The organism is Streptomyces radicis (genome assembly GCF_003626575.1).
Classification (GTDB): Bacteria; Actinomycetota; Actinomycetes; order Streptomycetales; family Streptomycetaceae; genus Streptomyces; species Streptomyces radicis.
Genome location: NZ_RBDY01000011.1, coordinates 197,158 through 217,659, shown reverse-complemented (window position 1 = coordinate 217,659; position 20,502 = coordinate 197,158). Strand labels below are relative to the sequence as shown.

Sequence of the window (20,502 nt, the reverse complement as noted above, 5' to 3'; positions counted from 1 at the left end):
TCGCCATGACCGCGAGCGCCTGCGGCGGGGTGGCCACCCCCGCGGACGACGGAAGAACGCGCGTCGTCACCACGACCGGGATCCTCGCCGACCTGGCCCGCCATGTCGGGGGCGACCTGGTGGACGTCGAGTCCCTGGTGCCCGAGGGCGGCGACCCGCACAGCTACGAGCCGTCGCTGCGCGACATCCGCGACATCGTGTACGCCGACGCGGCGTTCAGCAACTATCTGCTGCTCGAGGAGCAGAGCGTCATCCGCGCCGTCGACGCCAACCTCCCCGACGGCGTGCCGAACGTCTCGCTGGCCGAGCGCGCGGTCACGTACGCCGCCGAGATCATCCCGTTGGTGGAGAACGTCAACCTCGACACCATCTGGCTCGGCCTGCGCGTGCGCGGCACCGGCGAGGCGGCGGGCGCGACGCGTTCGTCCGAAGTGCGGCTGAAGGCCACCGGGTTGGCGGGTCCCGGGGACCTGATCGGCTATCTCACCGAGACGTTCGGGGACCCCACCGTCTTCTTCGACTCCTCCGACGGCTTCGACGCGGGCGGGGGGTACCAGGACGACACCGCGACGCTGCCCCCGGACGCGCACACGCACATGAGCTGGGCGTTCACCGAACCCGGCGTCTACCACCTGGAGTTGGCGGCCGAGCTGATCCCCACGCGGGAGAGCCGCCCGCTCGATCTCGGCACCACGCGGATCACGTTCGCCGTCGGGGTCGACCCCCACTCGGTGCCGGGGATGGCGGGCGCCACCGTGCTGGACGCCGGGCACGCCGATGTCACGGTGGACGTGGACCGCGCCGCCGACGAGCAGGGCGGAAGCATCCACCTGCTGGCCGACCCCCATGGCGGCGGCGGGCACCCGGAGAGCCACCCGGCCGCTGACACCGTGGTCGAGGTGCCCAACAAGGCGCTGACCGAGGTGCCGGGCGACCCGAAGTTCCGCTTCCTCGGCCGCGCGGGCGAGGACATCCACCAGCTGCCACAGGCGGTCCTCGGCCGCCATGTGCACGGGGAGATCGACCCGCACCTGTGGCAGAACGTCCGCAACGCGATGGCCTACGTCAAGATCATCCGTGACACGCTCACCGAGATCGACCCCGAGCACGCCGCCACCTACCGCGCCAACGCCGCCGCCTATCTGCGGGAGTTGGAGGAGCTCGACGCGTATGTGGCCGCCACGATCGCCGAGATACCGCCCTCGCGCCGCCAACTTGTCACCACCCACGACGCGTTCGGCTACCTCGGCGCGGCCTACGACGTCTCCATCGCGGGCTTTGTCACCCCCAACCCCGCCACCGAGCCGAGCCTCGCCGAACGCCGAAGGCTCTCCGAGACCATCGCCAACCTCTCGGTCCCCGCCGTCTTCCTCGAGCCCAACCTCCGCAGCCGCTCCAACACCCTCGTCCAGGTCGCCGAAGAGCACGACATCGAGGTCTGCACCCTCTACGGCGACGCGTTCGACGAAGAGGTCAGCAGCTATGTCGCGATGATGCGCGCCAACGCCGCATCGCTGCGCGACTGCCTGGCCTGAACTCCCTTCTCCCCCAACCCCTTCGACGAAGGATGGCCGCGACACCATGCACGCTCGACTCTCCCCGGCCGCCCCGGCCGCCCGCGCGACCACGGCCCTGCTCGCCGCAGCGCTGCTGACGGGGCTCGGCCCAGGGGCCCGGGCCGCCCATGCCCAGGAGGGTGACGGCGACCTGGGCCAGACCGTCGCGCCCGACGAGGCGAACGCCACCGGCGAGGCGGTGCTCGACGTCGGCCATGTGGACATAGGGCCCCGCTTCACCGACGGCGAGTGGCACCTCCACGGCCGCGACGACGCCCAGTCGCCCCCGGTGTGGCGCCCGTTGACCGACGTGGTCACCCGGGTCGTCGACGCCGCGGTCCAACAGGCGCCCGACGACCCGGACTTCGCCTTCCTCGACGCCGAGCCGGGGAGCGACCTCCATGTGATCCCGCAGACCCAGGCGCCCGAGGTCATCTGGCTCGGCTGGAACACCCAGGACCCCGAGGTGAGGGAACGCGTCAACCGCGGTGTGACCCTCACCATGCACGGCGTCGAAGGGCCGGGACACTTCGCCGTCTTCCTCCAGAACGGCGACCTCGGCGCCCCCGACGTGCTCTGGGACGGCGACGACCCCGGCCCCCAGGAGCTATGGGTCGACCTCAACACGCACACCCACGCCAACTGGGTCTTCACCGAACCCGGCGTCTACGTCGTGGACTTCGAGATATCCGCCGACCTGATCACCGGCGAGCGCGTCTCCGACCGCGCCCCGCTGCGCTTCGCCGTCGGCGAGGAGACCGACGCCCAGGAGGCGTTCGCCGCGGCGGACCCCGCCGACGAGCCCCCGGGGGAACGGGAGTCGGCGCCCCCCGACGCCAACGCTGCCGATACCGCCTCCGAGGGGGACGGCTCCGTGCTCCCCGCCACGCTCGCCGTCGTGGGCGGCGTGCTGCTCGCCCTGCTCGTGGCCGCCGCCGCGCTCACCCTGCGCGGCCGACGGGCGCGCCGCCTCGCCGAGCGCGAGGACGGGGCCGCGTCATGACCGCGCTGTCCGTCAAGAGCCTCACCGTCGCGCTCGGGGGCCGCCCGGTGCTGCGCGACGTCGATCTCACCGTCGAGGCGGGCGACTTCATGGGCCTGATCGGCCCCAACGGCGCGGGCAAGACCACCCTGCTGAGATCCGTGCTCGGCCTGGTCAAGCGCTCGTCCGGCACGGTCGAGGTCGAGGGCGCCCCGATCGCGCGGGCGCGGCAGCGCATCGGCTATGTGCCCCAACGCCACGAGTTCGCCTGGGACTTCCCCATCTCCGTCGAGGACGCCGTGCTGGCCGGGCGGGTGCGGCGCGTCGGCTGGATACGCCGCCCCGGCGTCGACGACCACCGCGCCGTCAACGAGGCCGTGGCCCGCGTCGGCATGACCGCGCTGCGCCGCCGCCCCGTCGGCCAGCTCTCCGGCGGGCAGCGCCAACGTGTCCTCGTGGCACGGGCGTTGGCGCTGCGGCCGAGTGTGCTGCTGCTCGACGAGCCGTTCACCGGGCTCGACGTGCCCACGCAGGAGCTGCTGACCGACCTCTTCGCCGAGCTCAGCCGGGAGGGCCGCGCGGTGCTGATGACCACGCACGACCTGGTCGCCGCCGTGCACACCTGCTCGACGATCTGCCTGGTCAACGGCACGGTCATCGCCACGGGGGCGCCGGAGGCGCTGCGCGACGCGGCGCTGTGGCGGACCGCGTTCGGCATCCGCGACGGCAGCCCGCTGCTCGCCGCGCTGGGGGTGAAGTGATGCTCACGCCACAGGAGTTCGTCGCCGACCTGGTCAACCCCGCGCTGTCCTTCCTGCCCAAGGCCCTGTTCGTCGCGCTGATGTCGTCGGCCGTCTGCGGCGTCATCGGCTGCTACGTGGTGCTGCGCGGCATGGCGTTCATCGGCGACGCCGTCGCCCACGCCGTCTTCCCCGGGCTGGCCATCGCGTTCGTCGTCCAGGGCAACCTCGTCCTCGGCGGCGCGATCGCCGGGGTGCTCACCGCCGTCGCCGTCGCCGTCTTCTCCCAGAACCGCAGGCTGCGCGAGGACAGCGTCATCGGCGTCTTCTTCGTCGGCGCCTTCGCCCTCGGCATCGTCGTCATCAGCCGCTCCCCCGGCTACTCGGGCTCCCTCCAGCAGTTCCTCTTCGGCTCCATCACCGGCATCCCCGACGAGGACATCCAGGTGGTCGGCGTCTCGACGGCGGCGCTGCTCGTCCTGGCGTTCCTGCTGCACAAGGAGTTCGTCGCCGTCACCCTGGACCGCGAGTCGGCCCGCGCGCTCGGCCTGCCCGTCTTCGCCCTCGACCTGGCGCTCTACGTCATGGTCTCCGTCGCCGTCGTGATCTCCGTGCAGACCATCGGCAACATCCTCGTCCTGGCGCTGCTCGTCACCCCCGCCGCCACCGCCAGGCTGCTCACGGACCGCCTCGCCGTCATGATGCTGATCGCCCCGCTGCTCGGCGGGCTCTCCGCCGTCACCGGGCTGTATCTGTCCTGGAGCCTCGACCTGCCGACCGGCGGCACCGTCGTCCTGGTCGCCACCGGCCTCTTCCTGCTGGCCTGGACCCTCGCCCCGCGCCACGGTCTGCTCAACCGCCGGTGGCGGCACCGTCGTTCGGCCCTGGCCGCATGACGCGGCGGTGCCGGTGACGGGAGACACAGCGGGGACCGCCTTCCACCGCTATCGAAAACGATTATCATCTAGACACCGCCATGGGGCCGTATCGGCTCCACGACACCACCCATGGCGGACTGGGCCGTGGCGCGACCGCTGGCATCGCGCCACGGCCCGCCCCGAGGCGGACGGAGCCGGTTCCCGGACCCCCGCGACCCCACCAGGGCGAAGCCCAACTGACGATTCTTGTCCGATCCGTTGACGCCCTCACGGGTCGCTCCTACAGTGCTGCAACGAATCAGCAACTCTCACTCATGTCCATCTCGTGCATTGCTGATACGAAACAGCAAGGGGTTATCTTGGCAGCCAAACGCCGCCTCGGGGCACCGACCCAGGCAGACGTCGCCCGGCGTGCGGGAGTGTCACAGGCAACGGTGTCCGCCGTCGTCAACGGGCGGGCCGCGAGCCATCGGATTCCGCCGGAGACCGAGCGCATGGTGCGCGACGCGGTCCGCGATCTGGGGTACGCCGCCAACCCCGCGGCGCGCAGCCTGAAGGGCAAGCGCAACCGGATCCTCGGGGTCCACACCTTCGAGGCCGTCTTCCCCATAGCGAGCCGCGACTTCTACCACGAGTTCCTGATCGGGGTCGAGGAGCAGGCCGTGGCGGAGGGGTACGATCTGCTGCTCTTCACCTCGACGGAACGCCCCGACGGGCAGCGGCAGTTGTACAGCGACGGCTCCAACCGCCTCAACGTCGCCGACGGCAGCGTCCTGCTCGGCGTGGCCCACGACCACTCGGACCTGGCCCGGCTCAGCCGGGAGGGCTACCCGTTCGTCCACATAGGCCGCCGCGAGGTGCCGGGGGCGGAGATCGCGTGGGTGAGCGCCGACTACGCCGCCGCCACGCGCGACGCGGTGGCGCGCCTCGTGGAGCTGGGCCACCGGCGCGTCGGCTACCTCGGCATCACCCACCGCGTGGAGGCGGTCGCCGACCGGGAGTCGGGCTACCGCGCGGCGTGCGCCGAGCTGGGCATCCCCGCGCTGCCGGTGATGATGAACGCCCACGAGCTGACCGTCGAGTGGTTCGACCACGCCCTCGCGCACGGGATGACCGCGTTCCTCGCCGAGGACGAGTCGTTCGCGGGCCGCCTCCAGGGGTTCGCCACCGAGCGCGGCCTCGCCATCCCCGAGCACCTGTCGGTCGTGGTGCTGCGCGACGCGGCGGGCGGCCCCAGGCCGGGGGTGCCCTGGAGCTGTGTGGGCATCCCCAGGCGCGAGATCGGGCGCGAGGCGGTGCGGCTGCTGGTGGAGACCCTGTCAGGGCCCCCCGCCCACCGCGACGACCAGGTGCTGCTGCCCTGTTCTCCCCCGGAGGCCACCACCGTGGCCGCCGTTCCCGCCGACGCCGACGGAGGCGCCCGATGAGCGAGATCACCGCGGACATCGCCGTCATCGGCGGAGGGCTCGGGGGCGTCGCCGCCGCGCTCGCCGCCGCCCGCAGGGGACTTCGGGTGGTGCTCACCGAGGAGAACGACTGGGTCGGCGGCCAGCTCACCAGCCAGGGCACGCCCCCCGACGAGCACCCGTGGATCGAGCAGTTCGGCTGCACCGCGAGCTACCGCGCGCTGCGCGAGGGGATCCGCGCGCACTACCGCCGCTGGTACCCGCTGACCCCCGCGGCGTCGGCCGACCGGAGGCTCAACCCGGGGAAGGGGCGCGTGAGCGCGCTGTGCGCCGAGCCGAGCGCCGCGCACGCCGTGCTGATGGCGATGCTCGCGCCGCACCGCGCCCTCGGACGCCTCGACCTGCGGCTGCCCTACCACCCCGTGGCGGCCACGACCGAGGGCGACCGCGTCACCGGGGTCACCCTGGCCCACCGGGACAGCGGCGAGCGCGTCACGGTGACCGCGCCCTATGTCCTGGACGCCACGGAGACCGGCGCGTTGCTGCCGTTGACCGGGACCGAGTACGTCACGGGGTTCGAGTCCCACGAGGACACCGGCGAGCCGAGCGCCCCCGATGAACGGCAGCCGCTCAACATGCAGGCGGTGTCGTGGTGTTTCGCCGTCGAGCACCTGGCGGGCGAGGACCACACGGTGGACAAGCCGGAGGACTACGCGTTCTGGCGGGACTACCGCCCCGACTACTGGCCCGACCGGATGTTCGGCCTGCTCGCGCCCAAGCCGCAGACCCTGGCCACCACCGCCAGGGTGCTGCTGCCCAACCCGGGGCCGGACGAGCCCGCGACGCGCGGCCTGGCGGGGGACCTCGACCTGTGGGCGTTCCGCAGGATCCTGTCACGCGACACCTTCGCGCCCGGCGCGCTCGCCAGCGATGTGATCATCGTCAACTGGCCGATGATCGACTATGTCGAGGGCCCGCTCTTCGAGGTGGACGACGAGGAGGCGGCCCGCCACCGGGACGGCGCGCGGCGGATGAGCCGGTCCTTCCTGTACTGGATGCAGACCGAGATGCCACGCCCCGACGGCGGAACGGGCTGGCCCGGGCTGCGGCCGCGCCCCGATGTGGTGGGCACCGCCGACGGGCTGTGTCAGGCCCCCTACATCAGGGAGTCGCGGCGCATCCTGGCCGAGCACACCGTCACGGAGCAGGAGGTCTCGCTCGCCGTGCGGGGCGAGCGCGGCGCCGTGCGCCACCCCGACTCGATCGGCATCGGCTCCTACCGCATCGACCTGCACCCCTCGACCGGGGGCGACAACTACATCGACGTCGCCGCCGCCCCGTTCCAGATCCCGCTGGGCGCGCTGCTGCCCCGGCGCACGCGGAACCTGCTGCCCGCGGCCAAGAACATCGGAACGACCCACATCACCAACGGGTGTTACCGGCTCCACCCCGTCGAGTGGAACGTCGGCGAGGCGGCCGCCCTGCTGGCCGCCCACTGCCTCGCCCATGGCGTCACCCCGCACCAGGTGCGCGCCGACGACCGCCGCCTCGAGGACTTCAGGCGGGAGCTGGCCGCCGAGGGCGTCGAGCTGTCCTGGCCCGAGGTGCGCGGCTGGTGAGCGAACAGGCGGCGTTACCCGGTGCCCGACGAAGAGACAGAACCCGCGGTGACCGCGGGACCCGAAGACCTCGAAGACCTCGAAGACGGTTGTGACGACAAGGGAGTCAACGATGACCAGGCGGATCGGACGGAGAGGCTTTCTCCTGGCCGGGGGTGTCACCGCGGCGGGAGCCCTGGGCGTGCTGGGGCTGCGCGGCTGTGACCTGTCCACCAGCCCGTCGGGCGGGGGCGGTGAGGGGGCCGTGACCGGGAACGGCCAGGCGCCCGAGCTCCAGGCCCTGGTGGACAGCGGCGAACTCCCGCCGCTGAGCGAGCGGTTGCCCGAGCGGCCCCTGGTCGTCCAGCCGGTGGACGGGCCCGGCACCTATGGCGAGACCTGGCGCAGCGCGCTGATCGGCGCGGGTGACTCGTTCCGGCTCAACCACGGGATCGGCTACGAGAACATGGTGACATGGGACGCGGAGTGGCGCGAGGTCGTCCCGTGCGTCGCCGAGTCGTTCGAGATGAGCGAGGACGCGGCGCGGGTGTCGTTCACGCTGCGCGCGGGGCTGCGCTGGTCGGACGGGACGCCGTTCACGGTCGACGACATCGAGTTCGCCTACCGCGACCTGGTCACCGACACGGAGATCGTGCCCGACACCCCGGGCCAGTACCTCGCGGGCGGGCAGGCCGCGACCCTGGAGCGGACCGGGGAGCACTCGTTCGACATCGTCTTCGCGGGTCCCCGCGCCCGCTACCTGGAGGAGATGGCGAGCGAGGCGGGCGACATGCTGACCCGGCTGCCGAAGCACTTCCTCGAACGGTTCCACCCGCGCCTGTCCCCTGACGCCGAGGGGGCCGCCCAGGCGCGGGGCTACACGGGCCCGGTCGAGCTGCTCCAGGACGCGGTCTACGGCGGCATGCTGTGGACGGACCCCGAGCTGCCGCGCCTGCACGCGTGGCTGCCGCAGGACGCCATCGGCGACGGCACGCGGATGCGCTTCACCCGCAACCCCTACTACTGGAAGGTGGACCCCGAGGGGAACCAGCTGCCGTATCTGAACGGCGTCGACTTCACCATGGCGCAGGACGCGGAGGTCGTGCTGCTGCGCGTGCTGGGCGGCGAGGTCGACCTGATGGACCGCCATGTGACCACGACGCAGAACAAGCCGGTGCTCGCCGAGGGCCGCGAGGACGGCGGCTACGGCTTCTACGACCTGGAGACCGACAAGGTCAACACCCTTTCGATCATGCTCAACCTCACGAGCCAGAACGAGGTCAAGCGGGAGATCTTCGGCAACAGGGACTTCAGGATCGGCCTGTCCTACGCGATCGACCGGCAGCGGATCATCAACGCCGTGCACGCCAGGCAGGGCGAGCCGTGGCAGGTGGCGCCGTCCCGCGCCTCCGACTTCTTCGACGAGGAGATGGCCACCCAGTACACGGAGTACGACGTGGCCGCGGCCGAGGAGCACCTGGACCGCGCGGGCTTCACGCGCCGCGGCGGCGACGGGCCGCGGCTTGGCCCCGACGGCGAGCCGATATCGTTCCGCGTCCTGGTCGGCGCGGGCGCCGCCAAGCCCGAGCTGCTCGACGCGCTGGAGATCCTGCTGCCGATGTGGCGCGAGGTCGGCGTCGAGGCCCGGATCCAGAGCGAGGACCTGACGCTGCGCACCCAGCTCATCCAGGCCAACGAGCACGACGCGCTGGTGTGGGACGGCGACGGCGGCCTCAACCCCATGGCGGGGCCCGGGATGTACATGCCGCAGTGGGGCGAGAACAACGCCTTCTGCCCCGAGTGGTTCACCTGGCTCGAGACCGGTGGCGACGAGGGCATGGAGCCGCCAGAGCCCGCCAAGGAGCAGTACCGGATCTACACGGAGGAGCTGACCTCCGAGACCGAGGCCGAGGGCAGGGCGGACGGGATGCGGCGGATCCTCGAGATCGCCAAGGAGCAGTTCTGGACCATCGGGGTCAGCACCGCGCTGCCCGGCTACGGGGTCGTGGGCAACGACCTGCGCAACATGCCGGAGCGCACCTTCTTCGCCGCCACCTACCCGTATCCGGGCGGCGTGCACCCCGAGCAGTTCTTCATCGAGCGCTGACCGCGCGCCGGGCTCATCGAGCCGATCGACACCATCAACCACCAGCCGACGGGACGGACTCGCGGTGCTGAGCTATGTGGCACGCCGGTGCCTCTACATGATTCCCACGCTCTTCGGGATATCGGTGGTCGCCTTCGCGATCATCCAACTCCCGCCGGGCGACTACCTGACGACGCTGGTGTCGCGCCTGGAGAACCAGGGCGAGTCGGTCGACCGGGCCCAACTCGAGTCGCTGCGCGAGCGCTACGGCCTGGGCGACCCGCTGGCCTCCCAGTACGTCACCTGGATGTCCTCCATCCTCTTCCACGGCGACTTCGGGCAGTCCTTCGAGTACAGCCGCCCCGTGGCCGACCTGGTCGCCGACCGGCTGCCGCTCACCGTGGTGCTCGCGGTGACCACGCTGCTGACGACATGGCTGCTGGCGTTCCCCATCGGCCTGTACTCGGCGGTCCGCCAGTACTCCCCCGGCGACTACCTCGCCACCATCGTGGGCTTCCTCGGCCTGGCCATCCCCAACTTCATGATCGCGCTGCTGCTGATGTACCTCGGCCAGACGGTGTTCGGGATGAGCGTCGGCGGGCTCTTCTCACCGGAGTTCGAGGACGCCGCGTGGAACCTCGGCAAGGTCATCGACCTGCTCGGCCACCTGTGGGTGCCGGTGCTCGTGCTGGCCACGGCGGGCACGGCGGGGCTGATCCGGGTGCTGCGGGCCAACCTGCTCGACGAGCTGCACCGCCCGTATGTGGTGGCGGCGCGCGCCAGGGGCATGCCCGAACGCAAGCTGCTCGTGCGCTATCCGCTGCGGGCCGCGCTCAACCCGTTCGTCTCCACCGTCGGCTATGTGCTGCCCGCGCTCGTCTCGGGCGAGGTCGTCGTCGCGCAGGTGCTGTCCCTGCCGACCACGGGGCCGCTGCTGCTCAACGCCCTGCGCAGCCAGGACATGTACCTGGCCAGCTCGGTGATTCTCATCGTCAGCGTGCTGACCGTCATCGGCACCCTGCTGTCGGACGTACTGCTGGCCTGGCTGGACCCGCGGGTCCGGCTGGACCAGGGATAGGAGGGGGGCCATGACCGGCCTCGCGGCGGCGCCCGGCGCCGCCGGAACGACACAGACGCCCGAAGGACCCCCCACGGAGAAGAAGGGCGGGGCGCCGCCCCGGGACTCCGCGTCCCAGTGGCGCCTGGTCTGGCGGAGGTTCCGCCGCCACCGGCTCGCCATGCTGGGCCTTGCCGTGACCGCCGCGCTCTACCTGGTGGCGATCTTCGCGGACTTCCTCGCGCCCTTCGGCACCGAGCACTTCGACGAGGACTACCCCTACGCCCCGCCCCAGACGATCCAGTTCGACGGCGGCCTCCACGTCGACGGCTACACCACGGCCGTCGACAACGAGACCTATGAGCAGACCTTCACCACCGACCCGTCCCAGCGGATCCCCGTGGGCTTCTTCGTGCGGGGCGAGGAGTACCGGCTGCTCGGCCTGATCCCCTGGGACCGGCACCTGTTCGGGCCCACCGAGCCCGGCGCGCCCATGTACCTGCTGGGCGCCGACCGCACGGGCCACGACCTGCTGTCCCAGCTCATCCACGGCACCCGGGTGTCGATGACGATCGGGCTCATCGGCGTCGTCGTGGCGTTCGTGCTCGGCGTCGTCCTCGGCGGGCTCTCCGGCTATCTCGCGGGCCGCGCCGACACCGTGATCCAGCGCGTGGTCGAGTTCTTCATGTCGCTGCCGAGCCTGCCGCTGTGGCTGGGACTCGCCGCCGCGCTGCCACCCGAATGGGGGCCGCTGCAACGGTACTTCGCGATCTCGGTGGTGCTCGCCCTGATCGGCTGGACCCATCTGGCGCGCGAGGTGCGAGGGCGCTTCCTCGCGCTGCGCGAGGAACAGTTCGTGACCGCGGCCCGCCTGGACGGATGCGGGCGGCGAAGAGTGATCCTCGGGCACATGCTGCCCTCGGTCAGCAGCCATCTCATCGCCCAACTCTCCCTGTCGGTACCGGCGATGATCCTGGCCGAGACCGCGCTGAGCTTCCTGGGCCTGGGGCTCCAGGCGCCCGTCGTCAGCTGGGGGGTGCTGCTCCAGGACGCGCAGAACGTCCGCGTGCTCGAGACCGCCCCCTGGCTCATGATCCCGGGGCTCGCCGTGGTCGTCGCGGTGCTCGCCCTCAACTTCGCGGGCGACGGCCTGCGCGACGCCGCCGACCCGTACCGAAGGTAACGAAGGGGACTGTGCCATGCCACCCGACCTCACGACCGCCCCGGCCGCGCCACGGCCCGCGGCGCCCGACCACGCCCCGCTGCTGGAGATCGAGGGCCTCAAGACCCATGTGGACACCCCCGAGGGGATCGTCCGCGCGGTGGACGGCGCCGGGTTCAGCGTTCCCCGCGGCAAGATCGTCTGCCTGGTGGGCGAGTCGGGCTGCGGCAAGAGCATGACCGCCAGGTCCGTGCTCGGCCTGGTCGAGCCGCCCTCCCGGATCGTCGAAGGCGCCATCCGCTGGCACCGCGACGGCGGAGAGAGCGTCGACCTGGCCGCGCTCGACCCCAGGGGCGAGGCGATGCGGGCCGTGCGCGGCCGGGAGATCGCCATGGTCTTCCAGGAGCCCATGGCCGCGCTCTCCGCCCTGCACACCATCGGCGACCAGGTGATCGAGGCCATCAGGCTCCATCTCCCGCTCAGCCGCGAGGAGGCCGAGGAGCGCGCGGTGCGGCTGCTCACCCGCGTCGGCATCCCGCGCGCCGCCGAGCGCCTGCGGTCCTACTCCTTCCAGCTCTCCGGCGGCATGTGCCAGCGCGTGATGATCGCCATCGCGCTGGCCTGCGACCCCGCCCTGCTCATCGCCGACGAGCCGACCACCGCGCTCGACGTCACCACCCAGGCCCGCATCCTCGACCTCCTGGGGGACCTCCAGGCCGACACCGGGATGTCCGTGCTGTTCATCACCCACGACCTGGGCGTGGTCGCCGAGATCGCCGACGAGGTGGTGGTGATGTACCTGGGCACCGTGGTCGAGCACGGCCCCGTGGACGACATCTTCCACCACCCCCAACACCCCTACACCCGCGCCCTGTTGGGCTCGGTGCCCCGCCTGGGCACGGGCCCGCGCCAGCGCCTCGACACCATCCGCGGCACGGTCCCGCACCCCTCGGAACGGCCCGAGGGCTGCCCGTTCCACCCCCGCTGCGACGTGGCGGTGGCGGGCGTGTGCGACCGGGGCGAGGGGCCCGTCGAGGTCGCGCTCGGCGCGAGCCGTGGCGTGCGCTGCGTGCACGCCGGCGCGGAAGGGAGCGCCTCGTGAACGACACCCCCGCCGCGCCCCTCCTCGACGTGCGCGGCCTCAAGGTCCACTTCCCCGTCAGGCGCGGCCCGTTCGGGCGCGTGACCGGGCACGTCCGCGCCGTCGACGGGGTCAGCCTCGCGCTGCGCCCCGGCGAGACGCTCGGCCTGGTCGGCGAGTCGGGCTGCGGCAAGACCACCCTGGGCCGGGCCCTCGCCCGCGCCGTCGAGCCGAGCGCGGGGCGCGTCCTCTACGACCCCGGTGACGGCGGCGACCCGTGGGACGTCGGGGCGCTGTCCCGGCGCGGGCTGCGCGCGTACCAGCGGCAGGTGCGCGTCGTCTTCCAGGACCCGTTCTCCTCCCTCAACCCCAGGATGACGCTGCTGCGCATCGTCGGGGACCCGCTCAAGGCCCACGGCCTGGCCAGCGGCTCGGAGCTCGAGGACCGGGTGGCGGACATGCTCACCCGCGTCGGCCTCTCGTCGCGGTACATGCGCCGCTACCCCCACGCGTTCTCCGGCGGCGAGCGGCAGCGGATCAGCATCGCCCGCGCGCTGATCCTGGGCCCGCGCCTGGTCATCGCGGACGAGCCGGTGTCCGCGCTCGACGTCTCGGTGCGCGCCCAGATCCTCAACCTGCTGCTCGAGCTGCGTGAACAGCTCAATCTGACCTACCTGTTCATCTCCCACGACCTGTCCGTCGTCGAGAGCGTGTGCGACCGGGTGGCGGTGATGTACCTCGGGAAGGTCGTGGAGACGGGCCCGACGAGCCCGCTCTACGCGCAGCCGCGCCACCCCTACACCGAGGCGCTGCTCTCCGCGGTGCCGAGGCCCGACCCGCGGCTGCGCGGCGCGGGCCGCCGCATCCGGCTGGCCGACGACCTGCCCGACCCGGCGAGGCCGCCCGCTGGCTGCTCGTTCCACACCCGCTGCCAGGCCGCCGTCGACGGCGTGTGCGACGTGCCGGGCCGCCCGCCCGAGCTCGCGCCCGCGGGCGAAGGGCGCCTGACCGCGTGCCACCGCGCGACCGACCTGACGCTCACCGGCGTTCCCGCGCTCGGCCCCGCCGTGGAAGGGGCCTGAGCCGAACGCGTTCCCCGTCCGCCCATCCCCCACAGCGTCCCTGTCCCCGAGACGAAGGAGGCCCCGCACCACCCGAGCTCCACCCCCCACACAAGAAACGGAGAGCCGCATGCTCACCTCCATGAGAACGTCCGCGAAGAGGTCCCTGAGAAAGGTCCTCACCACCGTGGCCGCGCTGGCCGCGGTGACCGCCGCCCTCGCGCTGCCGGGGCCCGCGTCGGCCGACGAGGCGCCCGCCTCGGCTCCCGAGGCGTCCGCCGCGGTGCCGTGGCTGGCCACCGAGGGGAACCGCGTCGTCGACTCGTCGGGCAACCCGGTCACCCTCAGGGGCGTCTCGATGATCGGCCCCCGGCACAACTACGAGTGCACCGAGTGCAACCCCCAGCCGATGGCCGACCACATCGCCCGCGCGACCGACCCGGCGCGCGGCTGGCACTCCAACGTCGTCCGGCTGCCCGTCACCGAGTGGGCGCCGAACGACAGCCTGTCCCTCGAGGACAACATCGCGCAGCATGTCGACCCGTATGTACAGCAGGCGGTCGACCTCGGCGTGTACATCATCGTCGACTTCCACCGGGTGCAGGACTACGGCACCGGCGGCGTTCCGCAGGATCTCGTCAGGGAGTTCTGGGAGTATGTCGCGCCGCGCTACGCCGACATCCCCAACGTCCTCTACGAGGTCTACAACGAGCCGATCAACCCCGACTCGTGGGCCCAGTGGAAGAGCTACATCCAGCCCGTCGTCGACCGGGTCCGCGCGCTGGCTCCCGACAACCTGATCCTCATGGGCAGCCCGCAGTGGTCCACCCGGTTGAACGGCGCGGTCAACGACCCCATCGCGGGCGGCAACATCGTGTACGTCTACCACCTCTACCCCAACCAGGGCGCGGCCACGGCGGCGATCCTGGACCCGAAGTTCGGCAACGCGGCCGAGCAGATCCCGGTGTTCCTCTCGGAGTTCGGCTGGAACCCGGCCGGTGAGTGGTCGGACCCGGTGACCGAGGGCACCACGTCGGGGTGGGGCGCCCCGCTGCGCGAATACCTTGACGCCCGTCCGCACATCAACTGGACGGCGTGGGCGTTCGACAACTACTGGAAGCCCCAGATGTACGACCACGACTGGAACCTGCTCGGTGGTGAGTACCAGGGCCAGTTCATCAAGCAGTGGCTCGCCGAGCTGAACGGCTGAGCTGCCTGACCCGCACGACCCGGGGGCCGTTCGTCACCGCGACGGTGACGAACGGCCCCTCCGGCGTGTCGTTCGCCCGAAGGGCGCGCCCCACGGCGTCGGATGAACGGCGGCGTGTGTCGTCGTGGCTGTCACGGTTGCGGTCAGGCAGCTGGTCCCTCAAGGGGATACCCGGACTCCAGATAGCGGGTCTCGCCCTTGGTGAGCGCTTCGAGCGCCTGGGCGACGCGCTCGCCGATGCGTGGGCGGACGGCGGTCACCGCGTCGTCGGGCGGGAAGAACGCGCATGCCGACAACTCGTGATCGCAGGGGTGGACTCCTGCGGCTTCGGCGGAGCTCAACGTTCCGCCGTCGAAGATCACCACGATCTGATCGTCCCAGGGCCCGTGGGGCGGGTCCCAGTCCATCAGCAGCACCCGGCGCAACTCCGGGTGGATTCCCAGCTCTTCGAAAAGCTCGCGACGTGCCGCGTCCCGGGGCGACTCGTTGGCCTCGACCATGCCTCCGGGAAGGTCCCAGCCTTCTTTGTACGTCGGGTTCACGAGCAGAACGCGCCCGCCCTCGTCCCGCAGGATCACGCCTGCGGCTACACGCTTGCGGGCCTGGCGGGCATTCCCTTCGGCAAGGTACGCCTGCCACTCCGCGGTGCCGGGCTGAGGCTGGCCGGTCATGGGGTGCTTCCTTCGTTGTGCGACGGCGTGATGCCTGCCAGCAGCAGACTTCTCTGCCGGTTGATGGTGGTGAGCGAGTCCGGAGTTTCGGCTACCGGTCGGCTGCCGGGGTGGGGTGCCCAGGTCCGTGACCTGAGGCGGCTCGGCGGGTCGGGTGCGGTCGCGGGTGGCGAAGAACGTGAAGGGCGCGGGTTTCCTCCTCGACTCTACGGCCTACGGCTTGCCAGAACGGGAATCGCCTCAATCGCCTCCGGTGTGAGTGATTCCCACATAATGCCTGGTGGACGGCGATAGGGCGAACATTCTATGACTCGATCCTGCGTGATGATCAGGTCTACTCGGAAATCGTGGCCAGCCTCCGGAAGCTCCTCATCCACGACCTGTAGTTCGTGCACCGTGGTCGCGATAAGGGTGCTCGATCCGATGAGGCCCGCTTCATGGAGAAGCGCTACTTCAATATCCGAGTAGCCCGCACCCTTACCGAGTCGCACCCCCCGGTAATTCACGGCTACGCTACCGCAGACCACGAGGTCCACGTGCGGCATCTCGTCGAGATCCACAGGGCGGGCGTATCGTGCTGCTGTGTGACGTTCTGCGGCTTCTCGGGGGGAGATGGCCAGCGTCTCGGGGTCAAGCAGGTAAAAGGGTTTCTGAGCCGCCAACTTCGAGGCGGCCATATAGACACGCTTTCCTTCTTCAAACGCCCTTGCCCTGACCGGCATCTGCGCTCTGTCGGGAACCGCTTTGATCACGTTTGCCGATTGCCAGGAAGGGTGGGCAGCAAGAAGTGCGGCAGCAGCGTCAGCGCCCACGAACGCCGGAATGCGACCTTCCGGATTGGCGTTTACTGCACGCTCTTTTTCGAGCAGCATCCAGATCCGTTCGCGGATGGCCTGCTTGGCCTCTTGAATTTGCTTTCCGTTCACCTGTTCCCTTCTCAGTCACGTGGTGCGATCCCCGCCGGACACCCCGCGTCCCCGCTCACCGGGGACTGATCGCGGCGGCCCTCATGTGCTCGTATGCCTCACGGAGGTGTCGGGCCTCGGGGAGCTTGCGGTGCTCGGCCGCTGCGACGACCTCAAGGGCGCGCCAGTGGTTCGAGGGGACGACGCGGCCTGACAGGACCGCTCTCTGCGCCACGTCGCACGCCTCGTCCAGGCGGTCGTTGATCAGGAGCGCGAGGGCCAGGTCGATGTTCGCCGAGGCGAGGCGGCGTGGCCACCTGCTGAGGTCGTCGGCCGGGCCCAGCCGGGCGACGGCCTCCCGCGCGTGCCGCTCCGCCGCCGCATCCCCCAGCCACGCCAACGTGGTGGCCGTCCAGGCGAGCGACTTCGTCGGGTCGTACTGGTAGTGGTGCTCGGGCGGCAGGTTCAACTCCAGTGACGCGGCCAGCCGTTGAACGCTGTCGATGGCCCGGTGCGTCGCCTGTGCCTCCCCGAGCCTGGCCCGCGCACGGCCCTCCTGCGCTGTCGCCTGGATGGCCACCGAGCTGCCCTCGGGAGCGACGCTCCGTGCCCGCGCCGCCAGCTCGGCGGCGCCCGCGTGGTCGCCAGCGGTGAGAACGCGCCACGCGTCGGTCTCGTAGCACCATGCCTCGATCTCGGCGTGGTCGGCGTGCCGGGCCGCCGCGAGGGCTGTGGCGAGCCTGGCCCGCGCCGCGCCCGGCTGCTCCAGATCGATGTGGAGCGTCGCGCCGAGCAGCGAGAACCAGCCCCCGACCACGATCAGCCGCCTGTGCTCGTCGAGCGTGGCACGGGCGTCGAGCAGGTGGCCGACATAGGCGGTGTGCGTGCGCACGCGTTCAAGCAACTCCCGTGGCGCGGTGACCGGGTAGGCCGTGGCGAGCTCGTCGAAGGCACGCTCCAGCCGCCGCAGGGTCTCACCGCCGACGTCACTCGCCTGCACCCGCCGCGCCAGCTCCAGGGCCTCCACCTCGTCATCGCCGCTCCCCGAGAACCCACCGAGCCACGGCTCCACGCCGGAACGGGAAGCCGCCCTGGGGAGGGTGCCCCTTTCCCAGTCGCGTGGGGGAACGCCGAGCATGTCGCCGGGGATTCCGAATGCGTCGCAGATTCGTTCGATGACTCCTTGTCCGCGCACGCCTCGGGTGCCCCGGATGATGTCGCCGACGCGTGAGCTGCTCATCTTGCCGATGGCAGCGGCGATATCCGCGTAGCTGGAGCCCGTCCGGCGATTCACGAGCCTCAGGATCTCGCCGAAGTTGCGGGTGGCGCACGCCCGTTGCATGGCTTCGCTGTGCAACAACGCGTCGGGAATGGTGAGTGAGTGGCCGGTTCGCCTGGCCGCGCGGTCGTCCATGGCTCCACCCGGGAGGTTCGACGGTGATCTGACCCAAGAGTAGTCGTGCGTACCCGAAGGGTGCCCCAAACGCCTCTCTGGGGTGCCCCGTTCACGGTGTTCCCGCCCGACTGCTCCGGCGAAGCTCGTAGGGCGTACGAATGCCGCACCCCCGCGACCGTGCGACCGGCCCGGGGGCATGGACCACCGACAAGGGCAGGCAGTCATGAACAAGGCTAACCGCGATCGTTGCTCCGCAGAGGGAGCGGCATGATCCGCCGTGACGTTTCGCGATATCCCCGGCCCGGCGACGTGGAAACGCTGGTCGCGGCACGGGACTTGCATGACCGGGAGTGTGACGGCTGCCGGGGTGGGGTGCCCTGTGCGATAGGGGAACGCCTGGCGTCGGCCGTGGACATGGCCACCGCCGACGAGCCCGCCAGTGCCGAATCCCGCACATGCAAGGTCCCGTGCCCGGAATGCGCGGGCGGGACTTCGGGGCCGATCACGGCCTACCGATAAGAGCCCCGGCGAGCGCGCCAACACCCCCGGGGCATGGCCAACAGAACGTGGGACTGCTGACATGCGAAACCCTACCGGCCGCGCCGCCGCGTGGCTCTCGTTACTGATCAGACCGTCCGGCCGACACCGCACCGGGACGCCCCCGCCCCATCGGCCGAACTCGCCGGACCCGCCGACCGTGGAACTGCCTCCGCGGTACGCCCATGTCGAGGAGCTGCGCGGCATGGAGCCAGCGGAGCGCGCCTACTGGCTCAGGGTGCTCGACGACTCCGCCGAGGCCCTGCGCAACGCCCGCCACATCCCGCCCCGTTCCGGCCGCGCGGCCCGCCGCGTACCCGGGGCTCTTCCCTCACACCACCGCAGGAAATAAAACCCATGTCGCACCGCACGAACCACGCCACCATGCAAGAAATCCGCCCCGGCGCGGCCGACCTGGCGTCGAGCGATTCGAGCCCGCCGCTGGGTGTGCTCCCCCGCCCTGATGTGGTGCCCTACATCGCGCAGTGGAGCGAGGAACGGGACCCGCAAACCACGGTGGTCGCCCGGCGCGGAGGCATCGGCTACGCGGACGAGATCGTCCATGACCGTGACGAGGACGGCGTGCTCTGGGCCAGGAGCACCCACCGCCCGGGGAAGGGCCGCCCGGAGTTCGGCAAGGTCCATGGCCTGCGGCAGCGCCGCGCGATGCGGCGACTGCTGTGCCAGGTCTGCGCCGGACCCGCCGACCTCAACGACAACGGCGTGCTCTGGCTCCTCGGCGAAGACCCACACAACCCCGCGTCCTGGCCCGAGGACCTGCTCACCTCCCACCCCCCGCTGTGCCTGCCGTGCGCCGCGACGTCCGTCCGCCTGTGCCCACACCTGAGCAGGCGGTATGTAGCCCTGCGCGTCCGCGAGTTCTACCTCGCCGGTGTATGGGGCACGCTGTACCGCCCCGGCTTCCCGCAGCCCGTCGTGGCCGACGCCGCAGGGATCGCCTACGACGACCGACGCCTGCGCTGGCTGCGCGGCCACCAGCTGATCATGCGCCTGGAAACCTTCACCCCCGTGGACCTCACGTCGGAGACCGGCTGAGACATGCGCCACGACCGCGCGGTCGAACGCCCGGCCGTGCGCCACTGCTGAGCGTCCGGCAGGTCTCGGCGTGGGCGTGGGGGTGCTCTGTTGGCTGGGGTTGCACTCGTGTGACGGGCGGCGGCCACTCGGCCGGGACCGGCCGCAAGGCCGCATGCCCGGCCGAGGGCGGCCGGGCCGCCCGGCGCGCCGGTAGGCGCGCCCTTGAGCCGGTAAAGATACCGCCTACAACAGGGTGAGGGGGAGGGCGTCGATCACGTCGTAGGTCAGGCTGTCGCGCTGGACGATGCGCTGGTCGGCGATCTGGACGGCCTCGCACGCGCCGTCCACGCGGGCGCCGGGCGAGAGCAGCACGACGTTGCACAGCATGATCGGGTCCTGGGTCGTCTGGTTCGTGTCGGCGGCGGCCGGGGTGGCGAGCGCGAGGAGCGCGGCGGCGGCCGAAAGCGCGGCGGCGGCGCCGAGGCGCGGGGCGCGGCTCATCCGACGGTGGCCGGGAGGGCGGCCGACACATAGTCGATCAGACTCGCGTCCCGCGTACCGGACTTGGTGACGCGCTGGGCGGCCACCTGGCGGGCCGCGCACGTCGAGCGCGCGCCCTCGGGGGCCGTGGCGGAGAGCGGGCCGGGGCCGCACAGCAGCGAGGGGCTGTGGACGTTGCGGTTGGTGTCGGCCGCGGCCTGGCCCGCGGTGGCCGTCAGGGCCGCCGCGGCGGCCAAGGCGGCCAGCAGCGTGGCGAGGGGTTTCCTCCGCATGGTCGGGGTCTCCTGTTCTTCGGGGATTCTTCCGGGATCGGGGTCAAGGTCAGCTGAGGGGGGTCACATCGAGGGGGAACACCACGTCGAGGAAGCCGACGAGGTCCGTGGTGGTGGCGTCGGCCTTGGTGATGTCCTGCTCGATGTGCTGCTCGGCGTGGCACACGCGGCCCGTGTCCAGGGACAGCGGGCCGCCGCCGCACGCGAGCGGCGGGTCGGCGATGTTGTCGTTGGTGTCGGCGTGGGCGGGGCCCGCGGCGAGGGCGACCAGGGCGGCCGTCAGCGCGGCCAGGGTGAGGAAACGGAGGCGGAGCGGGGGCGGGAGCGTGGGCATCGTGGCTTCCCTCGGGTCGGCGAAAGCGGCA

Annotated in this window: 20 protein-coding genes and 1 pseudogene; 14 read left to right on the top strand and 7 right to left on the bottom strand. The window is 71.5% G+C overall.

Translation table 11 applies throughout. The features are described from left to right. Window positions 1-5: 5 nt before the first annotated feature. From D7318_RS17055 to D7318_RS17000, 12 genes are all read left to right on the top strand, one after another. Window positions 6-1,535 carry an anchored repeat ABC transporter, substrate-binding protein gene (locus D7318_RS17055; protein WP_120697955.1) on the top strand — a complete coding sequence of 510 codons (1,530 nt, stop codon included), beginning with the start codon at window positions 6-8 and terminating at the stop codon, window positions 1,533-1,535. 46 nt (window positions 1,536-1,581) lie between these two features. Beyond that, on the top strand, window positions 1,582-2,559 hold the full coding sequence (locus D7318_RS17050; protein ID WP_120697954.1) for a choice-of-anchor M domain-containing protein: 978 nt from the start codon (window positions 1,582-1,584) through the stop codon (window positions 2,557-2,559). Beyond that, entirely contained in the window at window positions 2,556-3,299 is a 744-nt protein-coding gene (locus D7318_RS17045; protein ID WP_120697953.1) for an anchored repeat-type ABC transporter ATP-binding subunit, read from the top strand. Before D7318_RS17050 ends, D7318_RS17045 begins: the two co-directional genes overlap by 4 nt. Beyond that, window positions 3,299-4,174 (top strand): anchored repeat-type ABC transporter permease subunit, encoded by an 876-nt coding sequence (locus D7318_RS17040; RefSeq protein WP_120697952.1) that lies wholly within the window; start codon window positions 3,299-3,301, stop codon window positions 4,172-4,174. The genes D7318_RS17045 and D7318_RS17040 overlap by 1 nt, the downstream gene beginning before the upstream one ends. A gap of 80 nt (window positions 4,175-4,254) precedes the next feature. After that, window positions 4,255-5,583, top strand: a complete 1,329-nt coding sequence (locus D7318_RS17035) for a LacI family DNA-binding transcriptional regulator (RefSeq protein ID WP_120697951.1) — start codon at window positions 4,255-4,257, stop codon at window positions 5,581-5,583. Beyond that, the gene (locus D7318_RS17030) at window positions 5,580-7,181 is read left to right on the top strand and encodes an FAD-dependent oxidoreductase (RefSeq protein ID WP_183091441.1); all 1,602 of its coding nucleotides are present in this window, start codon (window positions 5,580-5,582) and stop codon (window positions 7,179-7,181) included. Before D7318_RS17035 ends, D7318_RS17030 begins: the two co-directional genes overlap by 4 nt. 112 nt (window positions 7,182-7,293) lie before the next feature. After that, window positions 7,294-9,267, top strand: coding sequence for an ABC transporter substrate-binding protein (locus D7318_RS17025; protein ID WP_120697950.1), 1,974 nt, complete (start codon window positions 7,294-7,296; stop codon window positions 9,265-9,267). A gap of 64 nt (window positions 9,268-9,331) precedes the next feature. Next, window positions 9,332-10,324 (top strand): ABC transporter permease, encoded by a 993-nt coding sequence (locus tag D7318_RS17020; protein ID WP_120697949.1) that lies wholly within the window; start codon window positions 9,332-9,334, stop codon window positions 10,322-10,324. 10 nt (window positions 10,325-10,334) lie between these two features. Further along, window positions 10,335-11,486: an ABC transporter permease gene (locus D7318_RS17015; protein ID WP_120697948.1), complete on the top strand. Its 1,152-nt coding sequence runs from the start codon at window positions 10,335-10,337 to the stop codon at window positions 11,484-11,486. 16 nt (window positions 11,487-11,502) lie between these two features. After that, entirely contained in the window at window positions 11,503-12,567 is a 1,065-nt protein-coding gene (locus tag D7318_RS17010; RefSeq protein WP_120697947.1) for an ABC transporter ATP-binding protein, read from the top strand. Then, entirely contained in the window at window positions 12,564-13,628 is a 1,065-nt protein-coding gene (locus D7318_RS17005) for an ABC transporter ATP-binding protein (protein ID WP_220729666.1), read from the top strand. The genes D7318_RS17010 and D7318_RS17005 overlap by 4 nt, the downstream gene beginning before the upstream one ends. 121 nt (window positions 13,629-13,749) lie before the next feature. Continuing rightward, entirely contained in the window at window positions 13,750-14,817 is a 1,068-nt protein-coding gene (locus D7318_RS17000) for a glycoside hydrolase family 5 protein (protein ID WP_183091442.1), read from the top strand. A 143-nt stretch (window positions 14,818-14,960) separates the two neighbouring features. Here D7318_RS17000 and D7318_RS16995 read toward each other — a convergent pair whose 3' ends face one another. The 4 genes and pseudogenes from D7318_RS16995 to D7318_RS34965 form a co-directional block, all read right to left on the bottom strand. Next, the gene (locus tag D7318_RS16995; protein ID WP_120697945.1) at window positions 14,961-15,488 is read right to left on the bottom strand and encodes an NUDIX domain-containing protein; all 528 of its coding nucleotides are present in this window, start codon (window positions 15,486-15,488) and stop codon (window positions 14,961-14,963) included. Window positions 15,489-15,694: 206 nt separating this feature from the next. Continuing rightward, on the bottom strand, window positions 15,695-16,414 hold the full coding sequence (locus D7318_RS16990; protein WP_120697944.1) for a 5-formyltetrahydrofolate cyclo-ligase: 720 nt from the start codon (window positions 16,412-16,414) through the stop codon (window positions 15,695-15,697). A 55-nt stretch (window positions 16,415-16,469) separates the two neighbouring features. Beyond that, window positions 16,470-17,465 (bottom strand): transcriptional regulator, encoded by a 996-nt coding sequence (locus D7318_RS16985; protein ID WP_147437736.1) that lies wholly within the window; start codon window positions 17,463-17,465, stop codon window positions 16,470-16,472. Window positions 17,466-17,588: 123 nt separating this feature from the next. Then, window positions 17,589-17,735: pseudogene (locus D7318_RS34965) on the bottom strand (transcriptional regulator); the annotation flags it as partial. 751 nt (window positions 17,736-18,486) lie between these two features. Here D7318_RS34965 and D7318_RS16980 point away from each other — a divergent pair. Together D7318_RS16980 and D7318_RS16975 are read left to right on the top strand one after the other, a co-directional pair. Continuing rightward, window positions 18,487-18,678 (top strand): hypothetical protein, encoded by a 192-nt coding sequence (locus D7318_RS16980; RefSeq protein WP_120697942.1) that lies wholly within the window; start codon window positions 18,487-18,489, stop codon window positions 18,676-18,678. A 5-nt stretch (window positions 18,679-18,683) separates the two neighbouring features. Beyond that, window positions 18,684-19,382: a hypothetical protein gene (locus D7318_RS16975; protein ID WP_230423806.1), complete on the top strand. Its 699-nt coding sequence runs from the start codon at window positions 18,684-18,686 to the stop codon at window positions 19,380-19,382. A gap of 225 nt (window positions 19,383-19,607) precedes the next feature. On the opposite strand, the gene D7318_RS16970 is transcribed toward D7318_RS16975, so the two are convergent. Genes D7318_RS16970 through D7318_RS16960 form a run of 3 tightly spaced genes read right to left on the bottom strand, consistent with a single transcriptional unit; the run spans window position 19,608 to window position 20,471 of the window. Beyond that, the gene (locus tag D7318_RS16970) at window positions 19,608-19,865 is read right to left on the bottom strand and encodes a hypothetical protein (protein ID WP_120697941.1); all 258 of its coding nucleotides are present in this window, start codon (window positions 19,863-19,865) and stop codon (window positions 19,608-19,610) included. Then, on the bottom strand, window positions 19,862-20,137 hold the full coding sequence (locus D7318_RS16965) for a hypothetical protein (RefSeq protein WP_120697940.1): 276 nt from the start codon (window positions 20,135-20,137) through the stop codon (window positions 19,862-19,864). Before D7318_RS16965 ends, D7318_RS16970 begins: the two co-directional genes overlap by 4 nt. A 49-nt stretch (window positions 20,138-20,186) precedes the next feature. Continuing rightward, complete coding sequence (locus D7318_RS16960) at window positions 20,187-20,471, bottom strand: hypothetical protein (RefSeq protein WP_120697939.1); 285 nt, start codon at window positions 20,469-20,471, stop codon at window positions 20,187-20,189. Window positions 20,472-20,502 lie beyond the last annotated feature (31 nt).

Bases quoted from the DNA above. Each gene is read 5' to 3' on its own strand.
- D7318_RS17055 (WP_120697955.1), top strand. From the start codon at position 6: ATGACCGCGAGCGCCTGCGGCGGGGTGGCCACCCCCGCGGACGACGGA.
- D7318_RS17050 (WP_120697954.1), top strand. From the start codon at position 1,582: ATGCACGCTCGACTCTCCCCGGCCGCCCCGGCCGCCCGCGCGACCACG.
- D7318_RS17045 (WP_120697953.1), top strand. From the start codon at position 2,556: ATGACCGCGCTGTCCGTCAAGAGCCTCACCGTCGCGCTCGGGGGCCGC.
- D7318_RS17040 (WP_120697952.1), top strand. From the start codon at position 3,299: ATGCTCACGCCACAGGAGTTCGTCGCCGACCTGGTCAACCCCGCGCTG.
- D7318_RS17035 (WP_120697951.1), top strand. From the start codon at position 4,255: ATGGGGCCGTATCGGCTCCACGACACCACCCATGGCGGACTGGGCCGT.
- D7318_RS17030 (WP_183091441.1), top strand. From the start codon at position 5,580: ATGAGCGAGATCACCGCGGACATCGCCGTCATCGGCGGAGGGCTCGGG.
- D7318_RS17025 (WP_120697950.1), top strand. From the start codon at position 7,294: ATGACCAGGCGGATCGGACGGAGAGGCTTTCTCCTGGCCGGGGGTGTC.
- D7318_RS17015 (WP_120697948.1), top strand. From the start codon at position 10,335: ATGACCGGCCTCGCGGCGGCGCCCGGCGCCGCCGGAACGACACAGACG.
- D7318_RS17010 (WP_120697947.1), top strand. From the start codon at position 11,503: ATGCCACCCGACCTCACGACCGCCCCGGCCGCGCCACGGCCCGCGGCG.
- D7318_RS17000 (WP_183091442.1), top strand. From the start codon at position 13,750: ATGAGAACGTCCGCGAAGAGGTCCCTGAGAAAGGTCCTCACCACCGTG.
- D7318_RS16995 (WP_120697945.1), bottom strand. From the start codon at position 15,488: ATGACCGGCCAGCCTCAGCCCGGCACCGCGGAGTGGCAGGCGTACCTT.
- D7318_RS16975 (WP_230423806.1), top strand. From the start codon at position 18,684: ATGTCGCACCGCACGAACCACGCCACCATGCAAGAAATCCGCCCCGGC.
- D7318_RS16970 (WP_120697941.1), bottom strand. From the start codon at position 19,865: ATGAGCCGCGCCCCGCGCCTCGGCGCCGCCGCCGCGCTTTCGGCCGCC.
- D7318_RS16965 (WP_120697940.1), bottom strand. From the start codon at position 20,137: ATGCGGAGGAAACCCCTCGCCACGCTGCTGGCCGCCTTGGCCGCCGCG.
- D7318_RS16960 (WP_120697939.1), bottom strand. From the start codon at position 20,471: ATGCCCACGCTCCCGCCCCCGCTCCGCCTCCGTTTCCTCACCCTGGCC.